This window comes from Streptomyces sp. NPDC042002, assembly GCF_055588305.1.
The window spans coordinates 119,946-144,163 of sequence record NZ_JBVJCT010000003.1 but is presented as its reverse complement, the minus strand read 5'-3'; the positions used below and the strand labels follow the sequence as shown (position 1 = coordinate 144,163).

General features: G+C 68.2%; 17 protein-coding genes and 1 pseudogene. 7 read left to right on the top strand and 11 right to left on the bottom strand.

All coding sequences use genetic code 11. The features are described from left to right. Positions 1-52 precede the first annotated feature (52 nt). Positions 53-1,678, bottom strand: a complete 1,626-nt coding sequence (locus ACZ6KY_RS05940) for a peptide ABC transporter substrate-binding protein (RefSeq protein WP_469309096.1) — start codon at positions 1,676-1,678, stop codon at positions 53-55. Positions 1,679-2,205: 527 nt separating this feature from the next. Between ACZ6KY_RS05940 and ACZ6KY_RS05935 the strand changes: the two genes are divergently transcribed. The 5 genes from ACZ6KY_RS05935 (at position 2,206) to ACZ6KY_RS05915 (ending at position 8,342) form a co-directional block, all read left to right on the top strand. Then, entirely contained in the window at positions 2,206-3,234 is a 1,029-nt protein-coding gene (locus ACZ6KY_RS05935) for an ABC transporter permease (protein WP_469309095.1), read from the top strand. A gap of 80 nt (positions 3,235-3,314) precedes the next feature. Beyond that, positions 3,315-5,075 carry an ABC transporter substrate-binding protein gene (locus ACZ6KY_RS05930; RefSeq protein ID WP_469309094.1) on the top strand — a complete coding sequence of 587 codons (1,761 nt, stop codon included), beginning with the start codon at positions 3,315-3,317 and terminating at the stop codon, positions 5,073-5,075. A 104-nt stretch (positions 5,076-5,179) separates the two neighbouring features. Continuing rightward, a complete protein-coding gene (locus ACZ6KY_RS05925; RefSeq protein WP_469309093.1) occupies positions 5,180-6,160 on the top strand; it encodes an ABC transporter permease in 981 nt (326 codons plus the stop codon). Positions 6,161-6,231: 71 nt separating this feature from the next. Continuing rightward, the gene (locus ACZ6KY_RS05920; protein WP_469309092.1) at positions 6,232-7,269 is read left to right on the top strand and encodes an ABC transporter ATP-binding protein; all 1,038 of its coding nucleotides are present in this window, start codon (positions 6,232-6,234) and stop codon (positions 7,267-7,269) included. 26 nt (positions 7,270-7,295) lie between these two features. Beyond that, a complete protein-coding gene (locus tag ACZ6KY_RS05915) occupies positions 7,296-8,342 on the top strand; it encodes an ABC transporter ATP-binding protein (protein ID WP_469309091.1) in 1,047 nt (348 codons plus the stop codon). 316 nt (positions 8,343-8,658) lie between these two features. Here ACZ6KY_RS05915 and ACZ6KY_RS05910 read toward each other — a convergent pair whose 3' ends face one another. Both ACZ6KY_RS05910 and ACZ6KY_RS05905 read right to left on the bottom strand, forming a co-directional pair. Then, entirely contained in the window at positions 8,659-9,051 is a 393-nt protein-coding gene (locus ACZ6KY_RS05910; protein ID WP_469309090.1) for a VOC family protein, read from the bottom strand. A 3-nt stretch (positions 9,052-9,054) separates the two neighbouring features. Continuing rightward, positions 9,055-9,567, bottom strand: a complete 513-nt coding sequence (locus ACZ6KY_RS05905; protein ID WP_469309089.1) for a DinB family protein — start codon at positions 9,565-9,567, stop codon at positions 9,055-9,057. 136 nt (positions 9,568-9,703) lie between these two features. Here ACZ6KY_RS05905 and ACZ6KY_RS05900 point away from each other — a divergent pair, with 136 nt between their 5' ends. After that, positions 9,704-10,741: an amidohydrolase family protein gene (locus tag ACZ6KY_RS05900; RefSeq protein WP_469309088.1), complete on the top strand. Its 1,038-nt coding sequence runs from the start codon at positions 9,704-9,706 to the stop codon at positions 10,739-10,741. A gap of 56 nt (positions 10,742-10,797) precedes the next feature. On the opposite strand, the pseudogene ACZ6KY_RS05895 reads toward ACZ6KY_RS05900, so the two are convergent. Further along, positions 10,798-11,167, bottom strand: a pseudogene (locus ACZ6KY_RS05895) (VOC family protein); the annotation flags it as partial. Between the two features lie 149 nt (positions 11,168-11,316). Here ACZ6KY_RS05895 and ACZ6KY_RS05890 point away from each other — a divergent pair. Then, positions 11,317-12,051, top strand: coding sequence for a class I SAM-dependent methyltransferase (locus ACZ6KY_RS05890; RefSeq protein ID WP_469309087.1), 735 nt, complete (start codon positions 11,317-11,319; stop codon positions 12,049-12,051). 138 nt (positions 12,052-12,189) lie between these two features. On the opposite strand, the gene ACZ6KY_RS05885 is transcribed toward ACZ6KY_RS05890, so the two are convergent. The 7 genes from ACZ6KY_RS05885 to ACZ6KY_RS05855 form a co-directional block, all read right to left on the bottom strand. Further along, complete coding sequence (locus tag ACZ6KY_RS05885; RefSeq protein ID WP_469309086.1) at positions 12,190-13,341, bottom strand: ABC transporter ATP-binding protein; 1,152 nt, start codon at positions 13,339-13,341, stop codon at positions 12,190-12,192. A 13-nt stretch (positions 13,342-13,354) separates the two neighbouring features. After that, positions 13,355-14,416 (bottom strand): ABC transporter ATP-binding protein, encoded by a 1,062-nt coding sequence (locus ACZ6KY_RS05880; protein WP_469309085.1) that lies wholly within the window; start codon positions 14,414-14,416, stop codon positions 13,355-13,357. Positions 14,417-14,425: 9 nt separating this feature from the next. Then, on the bottom strand, positions 14,426-15,406 hold the full coding sequence (locus tag ACZ6KY_RS05875) for an ABC transporter permease (protein WP_469309084.1): 981 nt from the start codon (positions 15,404-15,406) through the stop codon (positions 14,426-14,428). Positions 15,407-15,501: 95 nt separating this feature from the next. Next, entirely contained in the window at positions 15,502-17,307 is a 1,806-nt protein-coding gene (locus ACZ6KY_RS05870) for an ABC transporter substrate-binding protein (RefSeq protein ID WP_469309083.1), read from the bottom strand. A 149-nt stretch (positions 17,308-17,456) separates the two neighbouring features. Next, positions 17,457-18,491, bottom strand: a complete 1,035-nt coding sequence (locus ACZ6KY_RS05865) for an ABC transporter permease (protein WP_469309082.1) — start codon at positions 18,489-18,491, stop codon at positions 17,457-17,459. Positions 18,492-19,239: 748 nt separating this feature from the next. Then, positions 19,240-21,153, bottom strand: coding sequence for a translational GTPase TypA (gene typA, locus ACZ6KY_RS05860; RefSeq protein ID WP_469309081.1), 1,914 nt, complete (start codon positions 21,151-21,153; stop codon positions 19,240-19,242). A gap of 179 nt (positions 21,154-21,332) precedes the next feature. Continuing rightward, positions 21,333-23,738 carry an ABC transporter family substrate-binding protein gene (locus tag ACZ6KY_RS05855; protein WP_469309080.1) on the bottom strand — a complete coding sequence of 802 codons (2,406 nt, stop codon included), beginning with the start codon at positions 23,736-23,738 and terminating at the stop codon, positions 21,333-21,335. Between the last annotated feature and the right edge of the window lie 480 nt (positions 23,739-24,218).

Here is a 24,218-nt window from a genome sequence, read left to right as displayed (position 1 = left end):
GTGCTCCGGAGATAGAGGGGCGGCCCGTTTTGACGGGCCCGCCCCGGGCGGCTCAGTTGACGGTGATCTCGTTGTAGACCGGGACGCTGAACTGGTTGAGCGCCACGTTCGAGACCTTGTCCGAGTAGCCGGCACTGCCGTTCTGGTACCAGAGCGGGATGGCGGCCATGTTGTCCCGGACGACCCCTTCGGACTGCTGGAAGAGCTTGATGGCCTTGCTGGTGTCGGTCTCGGCGTTCGCCTGGTTGACGAGGCTGTCGAACTGCTTGTTCGACCACTGGCCGTCGTTGGAGGAGGCGTTCGTGTAGTACAGCGGCTGGAGGAAGTTCTGGATCAGCGGGTAGTCCATCTGCCAGCCGGCCCGGAACGGACCGGGCATCTTGTGCTGCCCGATCTGGTTGCGGAAGTCGGCGAAGGTGCCGATCGGGTTGCCGACGCAGGCCTTCTCGTTGCCGAGGGCGTTGTTGATCGAGTTGCAGACGGCGTCGACCCATTCCTTGTGCGAGCCGGTGTCCGCGTTGTACGAGATCTTGACCTGGCCGCCGGGCAGACCGCCGCCCTCCTGGACCATCTTCTTGGCCTCGGTCGGGTTGTAGTCGCAGTACTTGCCGCACAGGCCTTCCTGGAAGCCGCCCTTCTCGCCTAGCACCGGTGAGGTCCAGTCGCTGGCGGGCGTCCGCGTCTTCTGGAAGATCGTGTCGGTGATCTGCTGGCGGTTGATCGCCATGGACAGTCCCTGACGGACCTTCGTCGCGCCGCTGGTGTTCCACTTCGGGTCGTAGAACGGGAAGGCGAGCGTCTGGATGATGCCGGCCGGGGTGTTGATGTACCGGCCGTTCAGGTCCGTCTTCGCGTTCTTGAGCTGGGCCGCGGGCACGTCGTCGACGAGGTCGAGGTTTCCGGCCAGGAGGTCGTTGTAGGCCGTGTTGTTGTCCGTGTAGACCTTGAGGGTCACACCGGCGTTCTGCGCCTTGTCGTCACCGGGGTAGCCGTCCCACTTCACCAGGGACATCTGGGAGCCCTTGGAGTAGGAGTCGATGGTGTACGGGCCGTTGCCGACGGGCTTCTTCACCCAGGCCGCGTGGTCGCTGAAGAACGACTTGGGCAGCGGCGAGAAGGCCGCGTAGCCGAGGGTGTCCGGGAAGGTCGAGAACTTCTGGGTGAGCTTGACGGTGAACGTGTCCGTGCCGGTCACCTTGAGCCCGGACAGGGTGTCGGCGCTCTGCTTGCCCGTTTCGGGGTGCACCTTGTCGTAGCCGTCGATGTACCCGAAGAAGTACGCGTTCTTCTGGTTGTTCTTCAGGCTGGCGCCGTAGTTCCAGGCGTCGACGAAGGACTGGGCGGTGACGGCCTCGCCGTTGCTGAACTTCCAGCCGCTCTTGACCGTGATCGTGAAGTTCTGCGAGTCCGTGGTGTCGATCTTCTGGGCGAGCATGTCCTCGGCGGCGCCGGTCTTGGCGTTGTACCGCTTCAGCCCGCGGAAGATCATGTCGAGGACCTTGCCGCCCTGCACCTCGTTGGTGTTGGAGGGCTCCAGCGGGTTCTGCGGGTCACCCCAGGAGGCGCTGACGGTGCCGGAGCCGCTGCTGCTTCCACCCCCTCCGCCCCCGCATGCGGACGCCGCGAGGGCTACCGCCACCGCGCATGCGGCCCATTTGGCGTGCGTGGCTCCACGCATGGAGTGCCTCCTCAAGAGTGCGCTGTGCCGCCGGCGCCGGGGTCGGGGTCGGACGTCCGGCTCCGGTGCGCTGTGCCTTTAGGGCCCAATATCCGTCCATACGGGGCGCATCGCATATTTACCCCACCCTTCCGGGTGTCGGCCCATCCAGAAGGAGGCATTCCGGATGCGTCGTCAGAAGATCTTGACTGTCGACAAAGAGGATCTTGACCTTCGACGCAACGGATCTCCGCACATCGATGCGGAACTGTTGATTCCAGCGCACTAGATGTACGCATTCCGAGACTCCGGCGTCCGGATAACGAACTCATTGCCCGTTTCGCGAAGTTGGTCCGAATCCGGACACAGAACGGCCACAGTGCGCTACACGCGTAGTTACGCTGAGGTCAAATCCAGGCAAAGAAAGTAAAGAGAAACCCAAGGCGACCGAGATTTTATTGACCTTGCATGAATTGCGTTGAAAAAGTCCGGCGTAGCCCGTAGGGAGCGCCCTGCGGACGCCGTTGACCCCACGGGCCTGGAGCACCATGACCCTCCCCACTCCTTCCGCGGCCGCATCGCTTGAGGTGACCGACGAGATCGGATCGATCCCGGATTCGTCTTCCAACCCCAAGGGCTCGGAGAGTCGCTCCCCGGGACGACTCGCCTGGAAGCGGTTCAAGCGTGACCGCACCGGCGTCATATCCGCGTACATCGTGATCTTCTTCTTCGCGGTCGCGATCCTGGCCCCGCTCATAGCGAAGCTGTACGGGAAGAACCCGTACACGACCTACGCCAGCCAGCGCCCGGAACTCCTCGACGCCTTCTCCTACCCGTCCGGCCCCAACGGCGGGATGAGCTCGGAGTTCTGGTTCGGCATCGAGCCCCAGCTGGGCCGGGACGTCTTCACCTTCCTGCTCTACGGGATCCGCACCTCCCTGGGCATCGCCGTGGCCGCCACTCTGCTGACCACCTTCGTCGGCGTGATCGTCGGCATCACGGCGGGCTATCTGGGCGGCCGCACCGACTACTTCGTCGGCCGGGTCATCGACATTCTGCTGTCGTTCCCCTCGACCCTGTTCTTCATCGCCTTCATGCCGGTGGTCTACGGGCTCTTCGTCGCCCCCGACGACAACATCCCCACCTCGCTGCGGGCCATCTCCCTGATCGTGGTCCTCTCCGGCTTCGGCTGGGCCTCCATCGCCCGTCTGCTGCGCGGCCAGGTCCTCGGCCTGCGTGAGCGCGAGTACATCGAGGCGGCCAAGGTCACCGGCGCCTCCTCGCGGCGCATCGTGTTCAAGGAACTGCTGCCCAACCTGTGGACACCGATCATCATCCAGTCCACGCTGATGCTCCCGGCGTACGTGACCGCGGAAGCCGGTCTGGCCTTCCTCGGAGTCGGCATCATCGACCCGACCCCGGACTGGGGCGTCATGATCCAGCGCGGCGCCGAGTTCTACACCGAGGACCTCACCTTCATGCTCTTCCCGGGCCTGTCCATGGTGATCTTCGTCCTCGCCTTCAACCTGCTCGGCGATTCGGTGCGCGACGCGCTCGACCCGAAGTCCAAGCGGTAGCCACCAGCTCCATTCAGCCGGTCAAGTGTCGTACGACCGGCGCCATCCGTCCCGATCGTCCCTATAAGGCAGGATTCTCCATGTCTTTCTCCCGTAGAAACTTCCTGATAGCCACCGGTGTGGTCGCGGCCTCCTCGTCCGTGCTGACGGCCTGCGGCGGCAGCGGCAGCGACAGCAAGTCGAGCCGCAAGGTCCCCACGGTCAGCGGTTCCAAGACCCAGGAGATCCTGGTCGGCACCAAGGCCGACTCGACCGGCCCGGCGCCCGAGGTCCCGGGAGCGGTCAAGGGCGGAACGATCTACTCGCTCGACCAGTTCGACATGGACCACCTGGACCCGGCGCAGATCTACGTCTCGACCGAGGGCGCCATCACCCGGCCGATCCTGCGTGGCCTCACCGGCTACAAGATCGACGACAAGGGCGGCGCCACGCTGGTCGGCGACGCGGCCACGGACGCCGGCGCCACGAAGGACGGCGGCAAGACCTGGACCTTCACCATGAAGGACGGTCTGAAGTGGGAGGACGGCTCGGACATCTCCGCGGACGACCTCCGCCACACCTTCGAGCGCCTCTTCGCCTCCTTCGTCACCGAGGGTCCCCGCTACGTCCAGCAGTGGCTGGTCGGCGGCGACAAGTACAAGGGCCCCTACAGCGGCAAGAAGCTCGACTCCATCGAGGTCGACGGCAAGACCATCACGTTCCACCTCAACGAGGCGCGCGCCGACTTCAACTTCACGCTCGCCATGCCCGGCTACGGACTGGTGAACAAGAAGCACGACACCAAGGAGAAGTACGACAAGCGTCCCTTCTCCTCCGGCCCGTACAAGATCGGCAGCCGTAGCATCGGCAAGTCGCTCACCTACGTGCGCAACGAGCACTGGGACCCGGCGACCGACTCGATCCGCAACAACTACCCGGACCAGTACGTCTTCCAGTTCGGCTTCCAGCCGCTGGCCGCCACGGACCGCTTCATCGCGGACTCGGGCAAGGACCAGTACGCGATGGCGATCTTCAACGAGGTCGCCCCGGAGCGCATCGCCCAGGTGCTCACCAACGCCACGCTCAAGAAGCGCGTCCTCACCGAGGTCGACACGGTCACGTACTACTGGCCGATCAACATGACCCGTATCACGGACGTCAAGGTCCGTCAGGCCATCAACTGGGCCTGGCCGCACCAGCAGCTCCAGACGATCCGCGGCGGCGCCTCCACCAGTGAGCTGGCCACCACGGTCCTCTCGCCGGTGACCCCGGGTTACCAGAAGTTCGACCTGTACGGCGTGACCACAAAGCCCGGTGGCGACCCGGTCAAGGCCAAGGCCCTGCTGAAGGAGGCCGGCAAGGTCGGCCAGAAGCTGGTCATCGCCTACCAGCAGTCGGACAACGCCCAGAAGCAGGCCGTCGCGATCAAGAACGCGCTGGAGGCCGCCGGCTTCACCGTCGTCAACCAGCAGATCGACAAGTCGACCTTCTACACCCAGATCGGCAAGGTCGACAACCACTTCGACCTGTTCGCCGCGGGCTGGAGCCCGGACTGGCCGAACGGCTACTCCGTCTTCTACCCCTGCTGGAGCGGCAAGAACATCGGCGACGGCCGCAGCAACTACGCCCAGCTGAACGACCCGAGCATCAACAAGGCCATCGACGCCGCCGCCAAGATCACGGACACCAAGGCCGCGAACAAGGCCTGGGGCGACATCGACCGCCAGATCATGGAGACGTCCGCCGTGGTCCCGGACTACCACTCGATCCGTAACTGGATGCACGGTTCCAAGGTCGGAAACGTCATCTACGACAGCGGCAACACCTGCGTCGCGCTCTGCAAGCTCTACGCGATGAAGTAAGCCGTACGACCCAAGGGGGGTGGCCGTTCGCCCGGCCGCCCCCCACCGGCCCTCCCTCCTTCACGCCCCCGGCGACGGCGCCCCGTCCGGAAAGTCACGCCCCCATGCCCCGCTTTCTCATCCGCCGAGTCCTCGGCGCACTGGTCATCCTGCTGATCATCAGTGCCATCACCTTCGGCCTCTTCTACGCCATCCCGCGTGACCCGGCGATGATGTCCTGCGGCAAGAACTGCACGCCCGACATGCTCGCGCGGATCCGGCACAACCTGGGCATCGACCACCCGGTACCTGTGCAGTTCTGGTATTGGCTGAAGGGCGTATTCGTCGGGCGCGACTACCCCGGCTTCGGCAACTGCCCCGCCCCCTGCCTCGGCTACTCCTTCGCCAACCGCGAGCCCGTTCTCGGCACGATCATGGACCGCCTGCCGACGACCCTCTCGCTCGCGTTCGGCGCGGCCATCGTCTTCCTGATCTTCGGTGTCGGCGCCGGCATGCTGGCCGCCCTCAAGCAGGGCAAGTTCCTGGACAAGTTCGCCAGCTCCGCCTCGCTGTTCGGCTCCTCGCTGCAGATCTACTTCGTGGGCTATGTCGCGATGTTCTTCCTGGTCTCCAAGCTGGGCCTGTTCGCGCAGCCGTCGTACACGCCCTTCACCGACGACCCGGTCGCCTGGTTCTCCGGTCTGCTGCTGCCCTGGCTGACGCTGGCGATCATCTTCACCGCCAACTACACCCGAATGACCCGCTCGCAGCTCGTCGAACAGCTCAGCGAGGACTACGTCCGCACCGCCCGCGCCAAGGGCCTGTCCCGTGCGAACGTCTTCTTCCGGTTCGCCTGGCGCGGCGCGATGGGCCCGATCGTCACAGTCTTCGGCATCGACCTGGGCACGCTGATCGGTGGCGCCATCATCACCGAGTCGGTCTTCAGCCTCCAGGGCGTCGGTCGCCTCGCGGTGGACTCCGTCTACAAGAGCGACCTGCCCATGCTGCTCGGCGTCACCGTCCTGTCGGCCGGCGCGATCGTGATCTTCAACATCATCGTCGACGCCGTCTACGCCCTCATCGACCCGCGGATCCGGCTCGCCTGACCGCGGCGCCCCGCCGCCGTCCACCCGCCGACCCGCAAGCTACCCCTCGCATCACCCCCAGGAGCGTCCCCGTGACGAGCACCGATCAGCAGCCCTTCCTGTCCGTCAGGGATCTGAAGGTCCACTTCTCCACCGAAGACGGCGTCGTCAAGGCCGTCGACGGTCTCACCTTCGACCTGGCCAGGGGCAAGACGCTCGGCATCGTGGGCGAGTCGGGCTCGGGCAAGTCCGTCACGAACCTGACGATCCTCGGCCTGCACGACCGCGACCGCACCGCCATCGACGGCGAGATCCTGCTCGACGGCAAGGAGCTGCTGACCGCCTCCGAGCGGGAGCTGGAGAAGCTGCGCGGCAACAAGATGTCGATGATCTTCCAGGACGCGCTGGCCTCGCTGTCGCCGTACCACACCATCGGCAAGCAGATCGGCGAGACGTACCGCAAGCACACCGGCGCCTCCAAGAAGGAGGCCCGGGCGCGGGCGATCGAGATGCTCAGGCGCGTCGGCATCCCGCAGCCGGACATGCGGGTGGACGACTACCCGCACCAGTTCTCCGGCGGTATGCGCCAGCGCGCGATGATCGCGATGGCCCTGGTCTGCGACCCCGAACTGCTGATCGCGGACGAGCCGACCACCGCGCTCGACGTCACCGTGCAGGCCCAGATCATGGACCTGCTCAAGGACCTCCAGCAGGAGTTCGGCACGGCGATCATCTTCATCACCCACGACCTCGGTGTCATCGCCGACATCGCGGACGACGTCCTGGTGATGTACGGCGGCCGGTGCGTGGAGCGGGGCACCAAGAAGGAGGTGCTGCGCGCGCCGCAGCACCCCTACACCTGGGGCCTGCTGGGCTCGATGCCGTCCCTGGACGGACCGGTCGACGTGCCGCTGACGCCGATCCCCGGCTCGCCGCCCTCCCTCCTCAACCCGCCGACCGGCTGCCGCTTCCACCCGCGGTGCACCTTCACGGAGAAGGTCACCGGCGGCCTCTGCTCCACGGAGCAGCCGCTGCTGGAGATCACGGACGGGCGCGGTGCCGCCTGCCACCTCACGGCGGACCAGCGCCGCGACTTCTTCGCCGACTACGCCGCGACCCGGTCGCACTGACGTAACTGAGACGGGACTTCACGATCATGAGCAACACGAACCCCCTCCTGGACGTCACCGGACTGACCAAGCACTTCCCGGTGATGGGCGGCTTCCCCTTCAAGCGGAAGATCGGCGCGGTCCAGGCCGTGGACGGTCTCGACTTCCAGGTCGCCGAGGGCGAGAGCCTCGGCCTGGTCGGCGAGTCCGGCTGTGGCAAGTCGACGACGGGCCGGCTGATCACGCGCCTGCTCGAGCCCACCGGCGGCAAAATCAGCTACCGCGGCCAGGACATCACGCACGCGGGCCGCAAGCAGCTCGCGCCGATCCGGTCCGAGATCCAGATGATCTTCCAGGACCCGTACGCCTCGCTGAACCCGCGGCAGACGGTCGGCAAGATCATCTCGGGCCCGATGGAGATCAACGGGATCAACCCGTCCGGCGGCCACGAGAAGCGCGTCCGTGAACTCCTGGAGACGGTCGGTCTCAACCCGGAGCACTACAACCGCTTCCCGCACGAGTTCTCCGGCGGTCAGCGCCAGCGCATCGGTGTGGCAAGGGCGTTGGCGCTCTCGCCGAAGCTGATCGTGGCGGACGAGCCGGTCTCGGCTCTCGACGTCTCCATCCAGGCGCAGGTCGTGAACCTGCTCCAGGACCTCCAGCGGGACCTGGGCATCGCGTTCCTGTTCATCGCCCACGACCTCGCGATCGTGCGGCACTTCTCGCAGCGCGTCGCGGTGATGTACCTCGGCAAGATCGTCGAGATCGCCAACCGCGAGGACCTGTACGACAACCCGCGCCACCCGTACACGCGCGCGCTGATGTCCGCCGTCCCCGAGGCGACCGCGGACGACCGCCCGGCCCGCGAGCGCATCCTGCTCACCGGTGACGTGCCCTCCCCGCTCAACCCGCCGTCGGGCTGCCGCTTCCGCACCCGCTGCTGGAAGGCGACGGAGAAGTGCGCGACCGAGGCTCCGCCGCTGGTGCAGATCTCGGGCAGCAGCGACGGTCACCTGACGGCGTGCCACTACCCGGAGACGAAGGAGACCATTCCGGCCCAGCGTCTCTCCAAGGACCCCGAGGCGGCGGTCTGACACACCCCTTTCCGTCAGCCGCCCCCTTCAGGAACCGACTTTCCCGGCCCATTGACCCGAGCCCATGAACGCCGGTTCCAGGGGAACGAAGGCCCGCACCGTCTCGGTGCGGGCCTCCGTCGTGGACGCGGCACGGGACGGCGGGCTCGCTACCAGGACAAGGCTCCGTACATCCTCGGCGACACCGTTCCGTTCGGCCGGTGGACGGTCAGGACCGACGCCTTCCGCCGGTACGGGAAGGCAGGAGACGCGCCGCGCGCGTGACGGACGAGCAACCGCGCCGGAGTCCGGCACCGGCCTGACCAGCCCGGCCCCGTCAGCCCAACTCCCCGCGTTCCACGCAGAATTCGTTGCCCTCGGGGTCCGCGAGGACGACCCAGCCGCCGCCGTCGGGGCGAGTGTGGTCCGCGAGTTGGCGGGCGCCGAGGGCCAGGGCGCGCTCGACCTCGGCGGACCGGGTGCGGCCGTGTGGCTGGAGGTCGAGGTGGACGCGGTTCTTGGCCGTCCTGCCCTCCTCGACGCGCACGAACAGGAGGGCAGGGCCGCCGGACGGGTCCTCGATCACCGCCTCCGGGTCACCGGGCTTGTCGTCGTCGGCCAGCGGCCGGCCCAGCAACTCGCTCCAGAACAGCCCGAGATCGTACGGGTCACCGGTGCAGTCGAAGGTGAGGGTACGGATGGTGGGGTACGACAACTCCGCTTCTCCCATGGTCTAGTGGCCCCTCCGGCCGTCGGCCAGCTCGCGCAGGATGTCGAGGTGGCCGTTGTGGCGGGCCGTCTCCTCCACGAGGTGGAGGACGATCCAGCGGAGGTCCACGCGCGTGCCGTCGCGGCCGGGCCGCTCGGCCCTGGCGTCGAGGTCGTGCGCGGCCACCAACTCGCTGTAGCGGGCGCTCTGTTCGTCGTACTCGTCGAGGAGCCGCGGCAGCGGGAAGTCGACGGCGATACGCATCTCGCGGTCGGGGTCCTCGTCCGTCCAGGGCCCCTTGTCCTCCTCGCCCAGGAAGACCACCTGGAACCAGTAGTACTCGACCCAGCGGAGATGGTTGACGAGCCCGCTGAGGGTCATCAGCGGGGACCCGGGCAGCGGGGCCTTGCGGGCGTCCTCCGCGGACACGCCCTCGCACTTGGCGCGGACGGTGGCGCGGGCGTAGTCGAGGAAAGTGGTCAGCTGGGTGCGCTCGTCCCGGGCCGACGGCCTGTCCGTTCGTGTCTTTGAAGTCATCGGGGTGAAGCATCCCGGTCCGGCCGTTCGATGTCGAACGAATAAGAAGCGGCCGAGAAGCGACGGACCTCGGCCAAAGGGCCGACGTGCAGCGGGAGTTGTCCCCGTCCGGCGACGACGGGCACACTGTCGTGTCATGCCCTTCCACCTGCGCGGAACCGTTCTGCCCGACGGTGTCGTACGCGACCTCTGGACGGTCGGCGACCGGATCACCTTCCAGCGCCCCTCCGTCCCGGCGGACACCGTCGCCGACGGCGGATTCCTGCTGCCGGGCCTCGTGGACGTCCACACGCACCCCGGTACCGCCGGGGACGACACGGACTTCGATCCGGAGGTCTTCGCCGAACAGATCGCCGCGCACCGGGACGCGGGGGTCACGGCCCTGCGCTTTCCGGGGCTGCTGGGCGAGATCCCCGACGAGCTACGGGAGGCCCCCGGCTCGCCCCGCATGGTCACGGCGGGACGCTGGCTGGCCTGGGCAGGGCTCTCCCGCAGCGCCGGTTTCCACACGGTGACCGACGACCTGGTCGCCGTGGCGGTGGCCGAGGCGAAGGCGCATGACGGCTGGTGCAAGGTCCTGGGCGACTGGGACTTCGAGGCGCCGCCGGTGCCGTACGAGCTGCTGCGCGCGGTGGTCGACGGCGTGCACGCGGCGGGTGGCCGGGTCGCGGCGCACTGCCAGTCCGCGGCGGGTGTGCTGGGCGCGGCGCGCGCCGGGGTCGACTCGATCGAGCACGGCATGGGGATGCCTCAGGAGTGCGTGGAGTTGATGGCCGGGCACGGCAGCGCGTACGTCCCGACGCTCACCGCCTTCGCGCGCAGCGCCACCCGGATCAAGGACAACGCCCGGGGCCGGCTCCGGCGCGAGGGGCACCGCACGATGATCCGCCGGGTCCGGGAGGCGTACGACGCCGGTGTCACCGTCCTCGCGGGCACGGACTCGGCGCCCCACGGCAACGTCGCCGCCGAGGTCGGGCACCTCATCGACGCCGGGCTGCCTGCCGAGGCCGCGGTCGGCGCGGCCAGTTGGACCGCCCGTGCCTTTCTGGGGCTCCCCCTGCCGGCCGAGGGCTCCCTGGCCGACGTCACCGTCTACGACACGGACCCCCGCCACGAACCGGGCGTCCTGCGGCACCCGCGCCGCATCGTGCTGCGCGGCCGGATCATCCGCTGACCTCCTTGGCCTACCCCCTCCCCCTGTCCCACCCCTTTCCCCTCGTCCTCCCTGACCACGAGTTCGGCCTCGAAGCCGTCGGTGTTCTCCAGGCAGGCGGCGCGGTGCCCGGAGCCGCCCGCGTGGGGGGCGTTCGGGGAACAGGAGCGTCCAGCCGTACGCGGGTGCCTCCTCGACGAGCGTGTCGAGTTCGGCGCGGCTCGTGACGTGGAAGGCGAGGTGGTCGAGCCCCGGGCGCAGCCGGTCGTGGTGGTCCGCGGTCAGGGCGGGCGACTGCTCGAACACGAGGCAGGTGTCCCCCAGCCGCCGGCTCCGGCCGTCCGGCCAGTCCTGGTACGGCGCGTACCCGAGTCGCTCCAGCAGCCAGCCCCAGGAGCGCACGGCCCGCCCCAGGTCCGGCACCCACAGTTCGACGTGCTGCGGCATCTCGTCCCGATTCCCGCGAGCGGTGCCGGAGCCTGTTTCGCCGGCTCCCGGTCGACCCGTTCAACCTCCCACTGTCTTCCCCCACTTGCTCACCCGATCCTTCCCGATCAGTGGTTTCGGACCGCCCCGCGGGCTGAGAGACTGCTGCGATGGCTGATCGTTCGTTCAGTGACGTCTCGCTCGCCGCCCTGTACGACGCGCTCAATCCATGGGGCCCGAGCGACGACTTCTATCTGGACCTGGTGATGTCCGCGCGGTCCGTGCTCGATGTCGGGTGCGGGACGGGACGGTTGTTGGCGCGGGCCCGGGAGACGGGTCACGACGGGCGGTTGTGCGGGCTCGATCCCGCCGCGGCCATGCTGGTGCAGGCGCGTCGGCAGGCCGACGTCGAGTGGGTGCTCGGGGATCTCGGATCGGTGCGCTGGGAGCGGGAGTTCGACCTCGTCGTGATGACCGGGCACGCGTTCCAGGTGCTCGTCGGCGACGAGGACGTGCGCTCCGCGCTGGCCTCCGTACGGCAGGCGCTCGGCGACGGCGGGCGGTTCGTCTTCGAGACCCGCAATCCCGCCGTCCGGGCGTGGGAGACCTGGCGGCCCGAGCGGGCTCGCGAGGTGAGCGACGAGCACGGGGACGCCGTACGGGTCCGGCACGAGGTCGAGACGCCGGTGCTCGGGGACCGTGTGACGTTCAGCGAGACGTTCGAGCACGCGCGCTGGGAACGGCCGAGGGTCAGTCGCAGCACCCTTCGGTTCCTGGGAGCGGAAGCGCTCGGGGAGTTCCTCGGCGAGGCCGGGCTCGTCGTGCACGAGCAGTACGGCGACTGGGGCCGGGAGCCCGTCTCCCCCACGGCCCCCGAGATCATCACCGTCGCGGGCCCGGCCTGACCCGAGCGCGCGGCGCCGCGCGGTGACGGCGGGCCGACCAGGTGACCCGGAGACGTGAGTCCACAGGGCGGCAGTCCGCCTCGGCAGAGGAAGCGGGGCCCGCGCGACAGCGGCGGGCCCCCTTTCCAGCAGGTCGTCCTACAGGCCCTCTGAAGCGTCCTCCAGGGCCACCAGTGCCGGGTCCAGCACGATGTCCTCGTCGCGGCCCTCGACGGTCGGGTCCTCCGGGAAGTGGCAGGCCGTCAGGTGGCCGTCGTGGTTGCCCGCGATCCGGACCAGCGGCGGTTCCTCCTGGGCGCACTTGTCCTGCGCCTTCCAGCAGCGGGTGCGGAAGCGGCAGCCGGAGGGCGGGGAGATGGGTGACGGCACGTCGCCCGCGAGCCGGATCCGCTCCCGTCGGACCTTGCCCGTCTCGTTCAGTTCGACCTCGGGGACCGCGGAGAGCAGGGCGTGCGTGTACGGGTGCCGGGGCCGGGTGTAGATCGACTCCCGGTCGCCGACCTCGATCACCTTGCCGAGGTACATGACCGCGACACGCTGCGAGAAGTGCCGTACGACCGCGAGGTCGTGGGCGATGAACAGGAACGCGATGCCCAGTTCCCTCTGCACCTCCTGGAGGAGGTTGACGACCTGCGCCTGGATGGAGACGTCCAGGGCGGAGACCGGCTCGTCCGCGACGATCAGCTTCGGCTCCGAGGCCAGTGCGCGGGCCACGCCGATGCGCTGGCGCTGGCCGCCGGAGAACTCGTGCGGGAAGCGGTTGTAGTGCTCGGGGCTCAGTCCGACGATCTCCAGCAGTTCACGGACCCGCTTCTCCCGGCCGCCTTCCGGGCTGATCCCGTTGATCTCCATCGGAGCCGAGATGATCTTGCCGACCGTCTGGCGCGGATTCAGCGACGAGTAGGGGTCCTGGAAGATCATCTGGATCTCGGAGCGGACCGGCGTCAGCTGCCTGCGGCTGGCGTGGCTGATGTCCTGGCCGCGGTACGAGATCGTGCCGCCCGTCGGTTCCAGGAGACGGGTGATCAGGCGTCCGGTCGTCGACTTGCCGCAGCCCGACTCCCCCACCAGGCCGAAGCTCTCGCCCACGTGCACCGTCAGGTCGATGCCGTCCACGGCCTGCACCGCGCCGATGGTGCGCCGGATCGGGAAGCCGCCCTTGACCGGGAAGTGCTTGACCAGGTTCTCGACCACCAGCAGCGGTTCGGCGGAGCTGTCGCCGGTGGCCGCGCGCGGGGCGGGCAGCGTGGTCTCACCCGTCGTGACGTCCTTCGTGACGTCTTCCTTCATGGCGCTGTTCTCCCTACCGCAGCCGGGGCTTGATCTGCTCGATGAAAATGGACTGCTTCTGCTCGGCCGTGAGGTGACAGGCGCCTCCCCGGCCCGCCGGCAGCGACGGGAGTTCGTCCACGCACCGCGCGCCCCCGACCTCGCCCTGGAAGGTGCAGCGGGGGTGGAACCGGCAGCCCGACGGCGGCCTCAGCAGGGAGGGCGGCGCGCCGGGGATGGGGGCCAGCGGCGTACTGAGGTCCGAGTCCAGCCGTGGCATCGAGTTCAGCAGGCCCCAGGTGTAGGGGTGCTGGGGCGAGCGGAGCACTTCGTTGACCGTGCCGCGTTCCACCGCCCCGCCCGCGTACATCACCATGATGTCGTCGGCCATGTCCGCGATCACACCCAGGTCGTGCGTGATGAAGATGATCGCCGAGCCGAACTCCTGCTGGAGGTCCTTCAGGAGGTCGAGGATCTGGGCCTGCACGGTGACGTCGAGCGCGGTGGTCGGCTCGTCCGCGATGAGCAGGTCGGGGTCGCAGACCAGGGCCATCGCGATCATCGCGCGCTGGCGCATACCGCCGGAGAACTGGTGCGGATAGTCCTTCGCCCGCTCCTTGGGGTTGGGGATGCCGACCTTGCCGAGCATCTCCACCGCCCGGTCCCAGGCGGCCTTCTTCGACGCCCCGGTGTGCTTCCTGAACGGCTCGGCGATCTGCCGGCCCACCGTGTAGTACGGGGAGAGCGCGGTCAGCGGGTCCTGGAAGATCATCGCGGCCTTGTTGCCGCGTACCTTCTCCAGCTCCGATTCCCGGGCCGTGATCAGCTCCTGGCCGTCGAGCACGATCTCGCCCTCGATGGTCGTGAACATCGGGTTGTGCAGGCCGAGGATGGTCAGGTTGGTCACCGACTTGCCGGAGCCCGACTCCCCCACGATGCCCAGGGTCCTGCCCCGTTCGAGCTCGAAGGAGAGCCCGTCGACGGCCTTGACGACGCCGTCCTCGGTCTTGAAGCGGACGTACAGGTCACGCACCGAGAGGAAGGCACCCGGGTCCGCCGGTGCACCGGCGCCCGATTCCTTGGTCAGAGTGGTCACGGAGTGCTCCTAGGACAGCCGCACGCGCGGGTCGATGAAGGCGTAGCAGGCATCCACGATGATGTTGAACAGAAGGATCATGGCGGCGGAGAAGAGCATCACGCCCAGCAGCAGCGGAAGGTCGCTGAAGAAGACGGACTGCACGGCGAGTTGGCCGAGGCCCGGCAGGCCGAACGTGTACTCGGTGATGATCGCGCCGCCCAGCAGCGAGCCGAGGTCGATGCCGAAGATGGTGACGATGGGGATCAGGGAACCGCGCCAGGCGTAGCGGAAGAAGACGTACTTGCGCGACATGCCCTTCGCTCGCGCGGTGCGGACGTGTTCCTCCTGGAGCTGCTCGATCATCGACGAGCGCGCCATACGCGTGTACTGCGAGGCGAAGATCGTGGACAGGATCACCCACGGGATGATCAGCCCGGTGAACCAGCTGACCGGGTTCGCGGTGAAGTCGTTGTAGGCGGGCTTGTCGAAGAGGTGGCTCTGGTAGACAAGGGCGGCCAGTGCCAGCGGGCCGAGGAAGTAGATCTGCATCGAGCTGAGGACCATCGCCCCGGCCGTCACCGTCTTGTCCAGGAGCGTGCCCCGCTTCCAGGCCGAGAGCATGCCCGTGCCGAGGCCGACGATCAGGAAGAAGACGGCGGCACCCAGCGTCAGTGAGACGGTGGTGGGCAGCCGGTCCATCAGCGTGCCCCAGACCTGCTCGTTCGTGTGGTACGAGTACCCGAAGCAGGGGGCGGGGCACGGACCTTGGTCGAAGCCGTTGCTGCCCAGCACGAGGTTGTGCAGGAAGATCCCGTACTGCTCGGGGATCGACTTGTCGAGGCCGAGCACGTGGTGGATGTTCGCGAGGTTGGCAGGCGTGCATGTCTTGCCGCACATCAGCAACCCCGGGTCCCTCGGCATCCCGAAGAACAGCAAGAACGCGACGATACTCAGCAGGAAGAGAATGACGACGGCGCCGAGTGAGCGGCGAATGAGGAAGCGCAGCATGGCAGGGGCAGCTCTCAGACGTCAGCGGGGCCCAGCGGGGCCCGGCGCGTCCGCCTCGCTGGCGGCGAGCGCACCGGGCCCCGTCAGAGCGACGGTTACTTGACGAACAGGCGACGCGGGTCGACGCCACCGATCACGTCGTCGTAGACCATGCCGCCGACCTTGGTTCCGGCGATCTGGGTCTGCTTGTAGTAGCCGGTCGGGACCTCGTTGACGACGTCCTTGACCAGGTACTGGTCGACCTTCTCCCACTCGGCCGCGGCCTTGACCGGGTCGGTGATCTTGTTGATGCGGTCGATGTCCGCGTTCACCTTGGGGTCGTTGACCTGCGAGTAGTTCTGCGCGCCGTCGGCGATCGCGCGGCCGTCGTACAGCGGCGGGATCACGGTCGAGGCGGACGGCCAGTCGGCACCCCACGCGGTGTGGAAGATGTCGTAGTTGTTGTCCAGCTTGCTGACCTGGTCGTAGTAGGTCTCGGCCGGGATCTCCTGGCGCTGGACGTTGAAGCCCGCCTTCTGCAGGCCCGCCGCCATGGCGGTGGAGTACTGCTGGCCCTCGGGGGTGTTGATGTAGCCGAAGGTCAGCTTCATGCCCACCTTGCCGGCCTTCTTCAGCAGGGCCTTGGCCTTGACGGGGTCACCGGCCGGCTTCTTCTTCTTGCCGAACGGGTCGAAGGACGCGTCGTAGCCGCTGACGGTCGGGCTGATGAGGCCGCCGGCGACCTCCATCGCGTCGGTGCCGCCGTAGGCACGCACGAACGGCGTGATCGGCAGGGCGTAGGCGATGGCCTCGCGGATCGTCTTGTCCTTGAGGGCCGGGTGGCTCAGGTTGATGTTCATCTGGCCGACGTAGGGCTGGAAGCCCGAGACCGTACGGGCCTTCATCTTCGGGTCGGCGAGGACCTTGGAGAGGTTGCCCGCGTCGACCTGGTTGTTGAAGCTGATGCCGGCCTGGTCGGCGCCGGTGTCGGCCAGCAGCGTCTTGGTGGACGTCTCGTACTGCTGGTTGAACGTGATGTTGAACTGGTCCACGTACTGGTGACGGATCGGGTCCGTCTTCGGGTCCCAGTTGGTGTTCTTCACGAGGACCATCGACTTGCCGGACTTGAACGACTGGATCTTGTACGGGCCGGTCGTGACGGGCGCCCGGTCGTACTTCGTCTTGGTGTCACCCTTCGCGGACACCACCGCGTAGCCCGCCATGGCGAGGGCGTACGGCAGGTCGGGGTGCGGTGTCTTGAACTTGAAGACGATGGTCTTGGCGTCCGGCGTCTGAAGGATGCTGTCCGGCAGGTGCTTGCCCTTGTAGGGGCCGTCCTTCAGCAGCTTGCGGTAGTCCGCGCCGGGGGTGTTCGCGAGCCACTGCTGGAGGTAGGGCGGGCCCTGGTTGATGAAGGGGGCGAAGAGCCGCTCGACGGTCTGGCGTACGTCCTTGGACGTGATCGCCGTACCGTCCTCGAACTTGATGCCGTCCTTGAGCGTGTACTTCCAGGTCTTGCCGCCGTCCGTCGTGGTGCCGGAGTCGGTGGCGAGGTCGCCGACGATCTCGTGCTTGGAGCCGTCGTCGCTCGTGGCCTTGTATCCGGTGAGACCACGGTGGATCAGCGTGGCGAGGGAGCCCTCGTCGGAGACGTAGATCTGGCCCGGGTCCAGGTGCGCGTAGCTGTCACGCTGGAGGACCTCCATCGTGCCGCCGCTCTTCGCGCCGGGGACCTCGGCCGCGGGGCCGGTGGAGTCCGCGGCGGTGCCGAACTTGATCGACGCCTGCTGGCGCTTCGCGTTCTCCTTGTCCTTGCTGTCGTTCCCCTTGTCGCTGCCGCCCTTGCTGCAACCGGTGAGCACGAGAGCTCCCGCCGCGAGCACGGAGATCGCGGCGTATGCGTGGCGTCCGCCCCTACTCATCACTCAGATTCCTACCCATCTGTGTATCACTGGTGCGAGCAAGTGCACCTGCGGTGCTGGTGAGTTGCGGTCTTCGAACCAGTGAAGTGCCATTGATGTGCTGTGGAAGTGCCGTTCGAAAGCGGGGCGAGGCGCCCACAACTCTGTGGTCAGCGAGCCGTCTTGGGATCGAAGGCGTCTCTGACCGAATCCCCGAGCAGGTTGAACGCGACGACGAAAATGATCATCGAGACACCCGGGAAGAACATGTAGGTGATGTCGTTCTGCAGGACGAGTTCCGTCGAGGCCTTGGAGAACATCTGCCCCCAGTCGGGCGTCGGTTCGACGATTCCGACACCGAGGTACGACAGACCCGCCTCGATCGTCACGAAGTTGGGGAGCAGGTAGGTGGCCTGCACGAGGAGCGGTGTCACCACGTTGGGCAGCACTTCCTTGCGGATGATCCGCCAGGGGGGCGCGCCGCTCACCCTGGCCGCTTCGATGAACTCCCGCTCGCGCAGGGCGAGCGCGGTTCCCCGCAGGATGCGGGCGAGACTCATCCAGCCGAGGGCCCATTGGACGGCGATCAGCGCGATCACGCGCACATAGGTCGGTGTCTCGTCCCGCGGACTCACGAAGAGCGATACCACCACGGGCATGCTCGCGATGAAGAAGAGCTGCGACGGGAAGGCCAGCAGGAAGTCGATGACGCGGCTGATGCCGTAGTCGACCTTGCCGCCGATGTAGCCGGCGGTGACTCCCAGCAGGATGCCGGTGAGCACGACCGTGACGGTCACCGCCACGGAGATCATCAGCGAGGTCCGGATGCCGAAGATCAGCTTGGTGAACACGTCGTAGCCGTTGCCCGGCTCCAGGCCGAACCAGAACTCGCTGCTGATACCGCCGTTGGGCTGGAGCGGCACGCCGGCGCTGTCGAAGAGCTCGGGACGTTCGTCCGCGTACACCGTGTACGGATTCTTGCCGTACAGCTTGGCGATCAGCGGGGCGAGCAGCCCGACCAGGAAGAAGAACCCCACGACGTAGGCGGAGATGACCCCCGAGCGGTCCCGCTTGAAGCGGAGCCACATCAACTGGCCGGGAGACCGGCCGACGAGCGGCTCGCCCTCGGGTTTCGCGGTCGCCACCTGCCCGCCGTGCACGACGACCGGTTCCGCGCCGTCCTCAGTCTCGATAGGACTCGTCACAATTCGCCCATTCCGCAAGTGTGGGTGTGCCGTACTCGACAGTGCCGGTCCGCCGGGGCGGAGGAGGCTGTGCCGAGTCGGCGGCCGTCACCTGGCGTGCCCGGCCACCGTTCGGTTCAGAAGAGACGTCAATTACCCGGCAGTCGCCCGGAAACCCCAGGGGGACGCGCGTAGTTGAGACCACGGCACGCTCCGCCGGGCCGGGCTTCGACGCCGGCCTCCGCGTCAGTACGCTCGGGCACGGACCCGGGCTCGGAACTCCGCGCCGTCGTCGCGGACCGCAGGGGACGATGTGACCCACATGGTGCTGATGACACCGCACATGGGTACCTCCTCATGACTCAACCGGTGCACGGACAGGAGGGGTACTGATTGACCTCCGACACCCCTGACGGAGGATCAAACACCCCACTGTGCTCGTGAGTCGGCGCTGTCCCCACAGCGCATGACCCATTGACCCGAGCGTTACGCGGCTAACTATCTGACATGAGCCAGATAACCGACCACAGCCTTTAGGTCTCGGTTCCATCACAGCTGGCGCGTACATCTTCCAAAATCTGGACAAAATGATCTGCGGGAGATGCCCCCGAAACGGACGTGTTACATGCGTATCGGTCGGGGCGTATCGCATTTCGGACACGGGAGGGCGGAAAACGGGTGGCAAAAAGCCCGGGCACCCCACTCAGGGGGTACCCGGGCTCAGATTGCCGGTGGATCAGCCGATGAATCGGCCGGTGAGGCCGGTGGATCAGCCGTGCTTGGCGCGGCTCGCGGTGCGACCGCGCTCCTTCTGGTCGAGGACGAGCTTGCGGATGCGAACGGACTCCGGGGTCACCTCGACGCACTCGTCGTCGCGGCAGAACTCCAGCGACTGCTCCAGGGAGAGCTTGCGCGGCGGGACGATCGCCTCGAACGAGTCGGCGGCGGCGGACCGCATGTTCGTGAGCTTCTTCTCCTTGGTGATGTTCACGTCCATGTCGTCGGCGCGCGAGTTCTCGCCGACGATCATGCCCTCGTACACCTCGGTGCCGGGGTCGGTGAACAGCACACCGCGCTCCTGGAGGTTCGTCATCGCGAACGCGGTGACGGCACCCGCGCGGTCGGCGACCAGCGAACCGTTGTTACGGGTCGTCAGGGTGCCGAACCACGGCTCGTGGCCCTCGTGGATGGAGTGGGCGATGCCCGTACCGCGCGTACCGGTCAGGAACTCGGTCCGGAAGCCGATGAGGCCGCGGGACGGGACGACGAACTCCAGGCGGACCCAGCCGGATCCGTGGTTCGACATGTTGTCCATGCGGCCCTTGCGGACGCCCATGAGCTGCGTGACCGCGCCCATGTGCTCCTCGGGGACGTCGATCGTCATGCGCTCGACCGGCTCGTGGACCTTGCCGTCGATCACCTGGGTGACGACCTGCGGCTTGCCGATGGTCAGCTCGAAGCCCTCGCGGCGCATCTGCTCGACCAGGATGGCGAGCGCGAGCTCACCGCGGCCCTGGACCTCCCAGGCGTCCGGGCGCTCGGTGTCGAGCACGCGGAGGGAGACGTTACCGACCAGCTCGCGGTCGAGGCGGTCCTTGACCTGGCGGGCGGTGACCTTGCGGTCCTTGTCCTTGACCGCGGCCTTGGCGTCCGCGCCCTTGCCCGTGCCACCACGGCCGACCAGCGGCGAGGTGTTCGTGCCGATGGTCATGGAGATCGCCGGCTCGTCGACCGTGATCAGCGGCAGCGCGATCGGGTTCTCGGGGTCGGCCAGGGTCTCGCCGATCATGATGTCCGGGATACCGGCGACGGCGCAGATGTCACCGGGGCCGGCCACCTCGGCGGGCTTGCGGGTGAGCGCCTCGGTCATCAGCAGCTCGGTGATGCGCACGTTGGACATCGTGCCGTCGCGCTTGATCCACGTGACGGTCTGGCCCTTGCGCAGCTCGCCCTGCTCGACGCGGAGCAGCGCGATACGGCCGAGGAAGTTGTCGGCGTCCAGGTTGGTCACGTGGGCCTGGAGCGGCGCGGACTCGTCGTACTCCGGGGCCGGGACGTGCGACAGGATCGTGGAGAAGAACGGCTCCAGGCTGTCGCTGTCCTGCGGGACCGTGCCGTCCTCGGGCTTGGTCAGCGAGGCGACACCGTCACGCGCACACGCGTAGACGATGGGGAACTCGATCTGCTCCTCGTCCGCGTCCAGGTCCAGGAAGAGGTCGTAGGTCTCGTTGACGACCTCGTCGATCCGGGAGTCCGGGCGGTCGGTCTTGTTGATGCACAGGATGACCGGCAGACGCTGCTGCAGCGCCTTGCGCAGCACGAAGCGGGTCTGCGGCAGCGGGCCCTCGGAGGCGTCGACGAGCAGCACCACCGCGTCCACCATCGACAGACCGCGCTCGACCTCGCCACCGAAGTCGGCGTGGCCCGGGGTGTCGATGATGTTGATGGTGATGACATCGCTGCCATCCTTCGGGTGGTACTTGACCGCCGTGTTCTTCGCCAGGATCGTGATGCCCTTCTCACGTTCCAGGTCGTTCGAGTCCATCATGCGGTCGTCGAGCGACTCGGCGGCGTGCGCGGCGAAGGCACCGGCCTGCTTGAGCATGGCGTCGACCAGAGTGGTCTTGCCGTGGTCGACGTGGGCGACGATGGCGACGTTGCGGATGTCGTGGCGCGTGGCCATATTGAGGCGCTTCTCCCGGAGTGAGTGGACGGCCTCCGCAGCGCGGGGCCTGCCGGGCTGAACACGCCACGGCCTTACCCCATGGTACGTGGCCCTGACAGAGGCGGCCTCCGCAGGGCCGCGGGGTGCCGGGCCGGGCGGGCCCGCCACAGGGCGGGCCCCGGTCGTTCACCCGCAGGTCATCCGCTCTTCGAGGGGCTCGCCGAAGGGTGCGCGCCCTTCTTCAGGAAGCCCATGTCCTCGTACACCGGGGTCTGGAATCCGAAGGCTCCGGTGTTGGCGAGACCGATGCGGGCGGCGGCGAGCTGGGGACGCTGGTAGAGGGGGATGGAGCCGGCCGCGGCCCAGATACGGGCGTCCGCCTTGCGGACCAGGGAGCGCTCCTCGTCCTCGTTCAGGGTGGAGAGCGCCTTGTCGAACAGTTGATCGACCTGGTCGGTGCCGACGCGGGTGTAGTTCTGCTCGACACTCAGCGAGCCGTCGGCCGCCGGAACGGGCTTGGCGTAGATCGGGCGGGCGTCGGTGGCCGGGAAGGCGGAGGCCGGCCACGAGTAGAGCGCCAGGTCGTACTGGCCCGAGGCGATGTGGTCCTTGAAGTAGCTGTCGTCGGAGACCTTCGAGATGTCCGTACGGACCCCGATGCGCTGGAGCATCCGCGCGATCCGGTCGGCGACCACACGCAGGGACTCCGAGCCCGGCCCGGAGGGCACGACGAAGCGGAGCGTCAGCGGCTTGCCGTCCTTGGCGAGGACATTGGACGCGGCGCCCGCCGGAGCGGCCGTCCCCTTGGGCGCGTACGCCCCCGGGAGCCCGCCCTGCCGGGCGTACTGGCGGCCGTCCAGGTGCCGGGCGGCCTGCTCGTCGGTGTGCGCGCCCGACCTCGCCCCGGCCTGCTGCTCCTGCTTCCCGGCGTGGTCCTTGGGGTCCAGTGCCGGCTCCCGGTCCACCCCGGACGGCTTGTCGTCCTCGCCGTCGACGTACGTCCCGCCGTCGCCCGGCCTGTCGTCCTCGCCCGCGTCCTTCTTCCTGCCCTTGGACCCGGCCGCCTTCTCCGTCTTCTTCTGCTCCGTGATCGGGCCGCCGGGCACCCACCCGGCGTCCGCGAGCAGCGCCCGCACCTCGGCGGCGTCCTGGTTGCCGAGGGCGCCGCTGTTGTCGGCGTACGCCGCCTGGCCGGCGAGGGCGAGATGGCTGCCGACCGGTTCGGCGGGCAGGCCGAGCGGCTGGAGGACGAGGCGGGCGAGTTCCTTGCGGTCCAGGGCGCGGGCGATGGCGCGGCGGACGCGCTCGTCGCCGAGGGGGCCCACGGAGCCGTTGAGGGCGAGCTGGGTGTAGGCGGGTTCGAGGGACTTGCGGACCACGAAGTAGCTCAGCGCCGACCGCGAGGGGGCCTCCTTCGCCCTGGCCCCGCTCCCCTTCGCACCCGCCTCGCCCTTCTCGCTCCCGTCGCCCTGCTCACGTTCGTCGCTCTCGTCGCCCTTGGTGCTCTTGTCGCCCTTCTCGCCCTTGGTGCTCTTGTCTCTCTTCTCGTCGTTGTCGCTCTTGGCGCCCTTGGCGCCCTTGGTGTCCGCCGCGTTCTTCCCGTCCTCCTCCGAGGACGTGTCCTTCTCGGCCTTCTTCTTGGACGTGTCCTTCTCGCTCTTCGCGCCCGCCGTGTGCCGCTCGGTCGTCGCGGAGGCCCCCTGCAACGGGGCGCCGCCCTTGTTCCGGGCGGCGCGGGTGACGCGCTCGGCATCGGCGGGGTCGATCTCGGCCAGGTCGAGCTTGTCCTCGGCGAGCGCCTCGGCCCGCTTGTCACGGGCGACGGCCACCAGGTCGATCTCGTCGAGCTTGCTGGGGCGGCCCCACCAGCGCGCGTTGCGGGTGAGGCTGACCTCGCCGGCCGTGCGGTCGACCTTCTTCAGCGCGAAGGGCCCCGCCGTGACCTTGAGTTTGCGCCGCGCGCCGTCGTTGAAGGAGTCCGAGGTCCCCATGACGTCCTTCGGGTACAGCGGCGAGAACAGCGCCTTCCAGTCGGCGTAGGGCCGGCTGAACGTGACGCGGACCTCCAGGTTGTTCTTGCCCCGCTCGATCTTCTCGATACGGTCGTAGCCGGCGTTGCGTGCCGTCCAGTACGCGGAGTCCTTGCCGGACAGGGCGCGCCACTGGGCGGCGAAGTCGGCGGCGCCGATCTCGCGTCCGTCGCTCCACACGGCCTGCTGGTTGAGCTTGTACAGCACGACCTGCTTGGGCGACGTGCCCACGACCTTCGCCGACTCCAGGTAGTCGGAGTTGATCTGCGGCCGCCCGTTCGCGTCCAGCCGGTACATCGACGGCAGTACGGCACCGGCGACCCGGGAGGTCGCGGCGTCGGCGTCCGCCTGGAACGCGTTCAGCGTCTCCGGTACGGCGTCCACGGCCCAGCGCAGGGTGCCGCCGTCGGCGATCAGGTCACGGGACGCGGGCGCGATGTCCTGCACGGCCGCGGGTTTGTCCGCCTCTTCGTCCGCGCTGCACGCGGCGAGGGCGGGTACCGCGAGCACGCCCGCGGCGAGGAATGCGGCCGAACGCATCACCGCGCGCAGTCCGACGCCTTCGTGGGACATCACTGCAACCTCCGGGGGACGCTCCGCTGTAGGGGGCAGGTCTGCTTCTGATCCCGTTTGGCGGTATATGGAGCTGATCTGATCTACGGGCTAACTGAAGAGCAGCGCGGCAGTACGGAGACGGCGACACGGCGGCGCGCGTACGGAACCCCACTCGTGCGGCGCAATCCGGGCCCGCACCACGCGGCGGTGCGGGCCCCACCACGGACCCGGGCCCGCCATGGCGCCCGCGGGGGCCCTGGCGGGCGTGGGGACCGAGGCACGCCCGTCGGGGCCCGTGGGGGCCCGTGGCGAGCAGGGGCGAGGGTCCGCCGGCGCCGTGGCGCCCGCAGGGCGAAGGGCCCGCCGCGGGACTCCTCGGCCCCGGGCACCCGGGGAGGCGTCTCCTCGTACGGTCCCGGGCGCCCGGGACCGTACCCCGGCGGCCGGGAATTTCCCTGTGCGCCGGCCGGATCCGACCGGCGCACAGGGAAATCCACC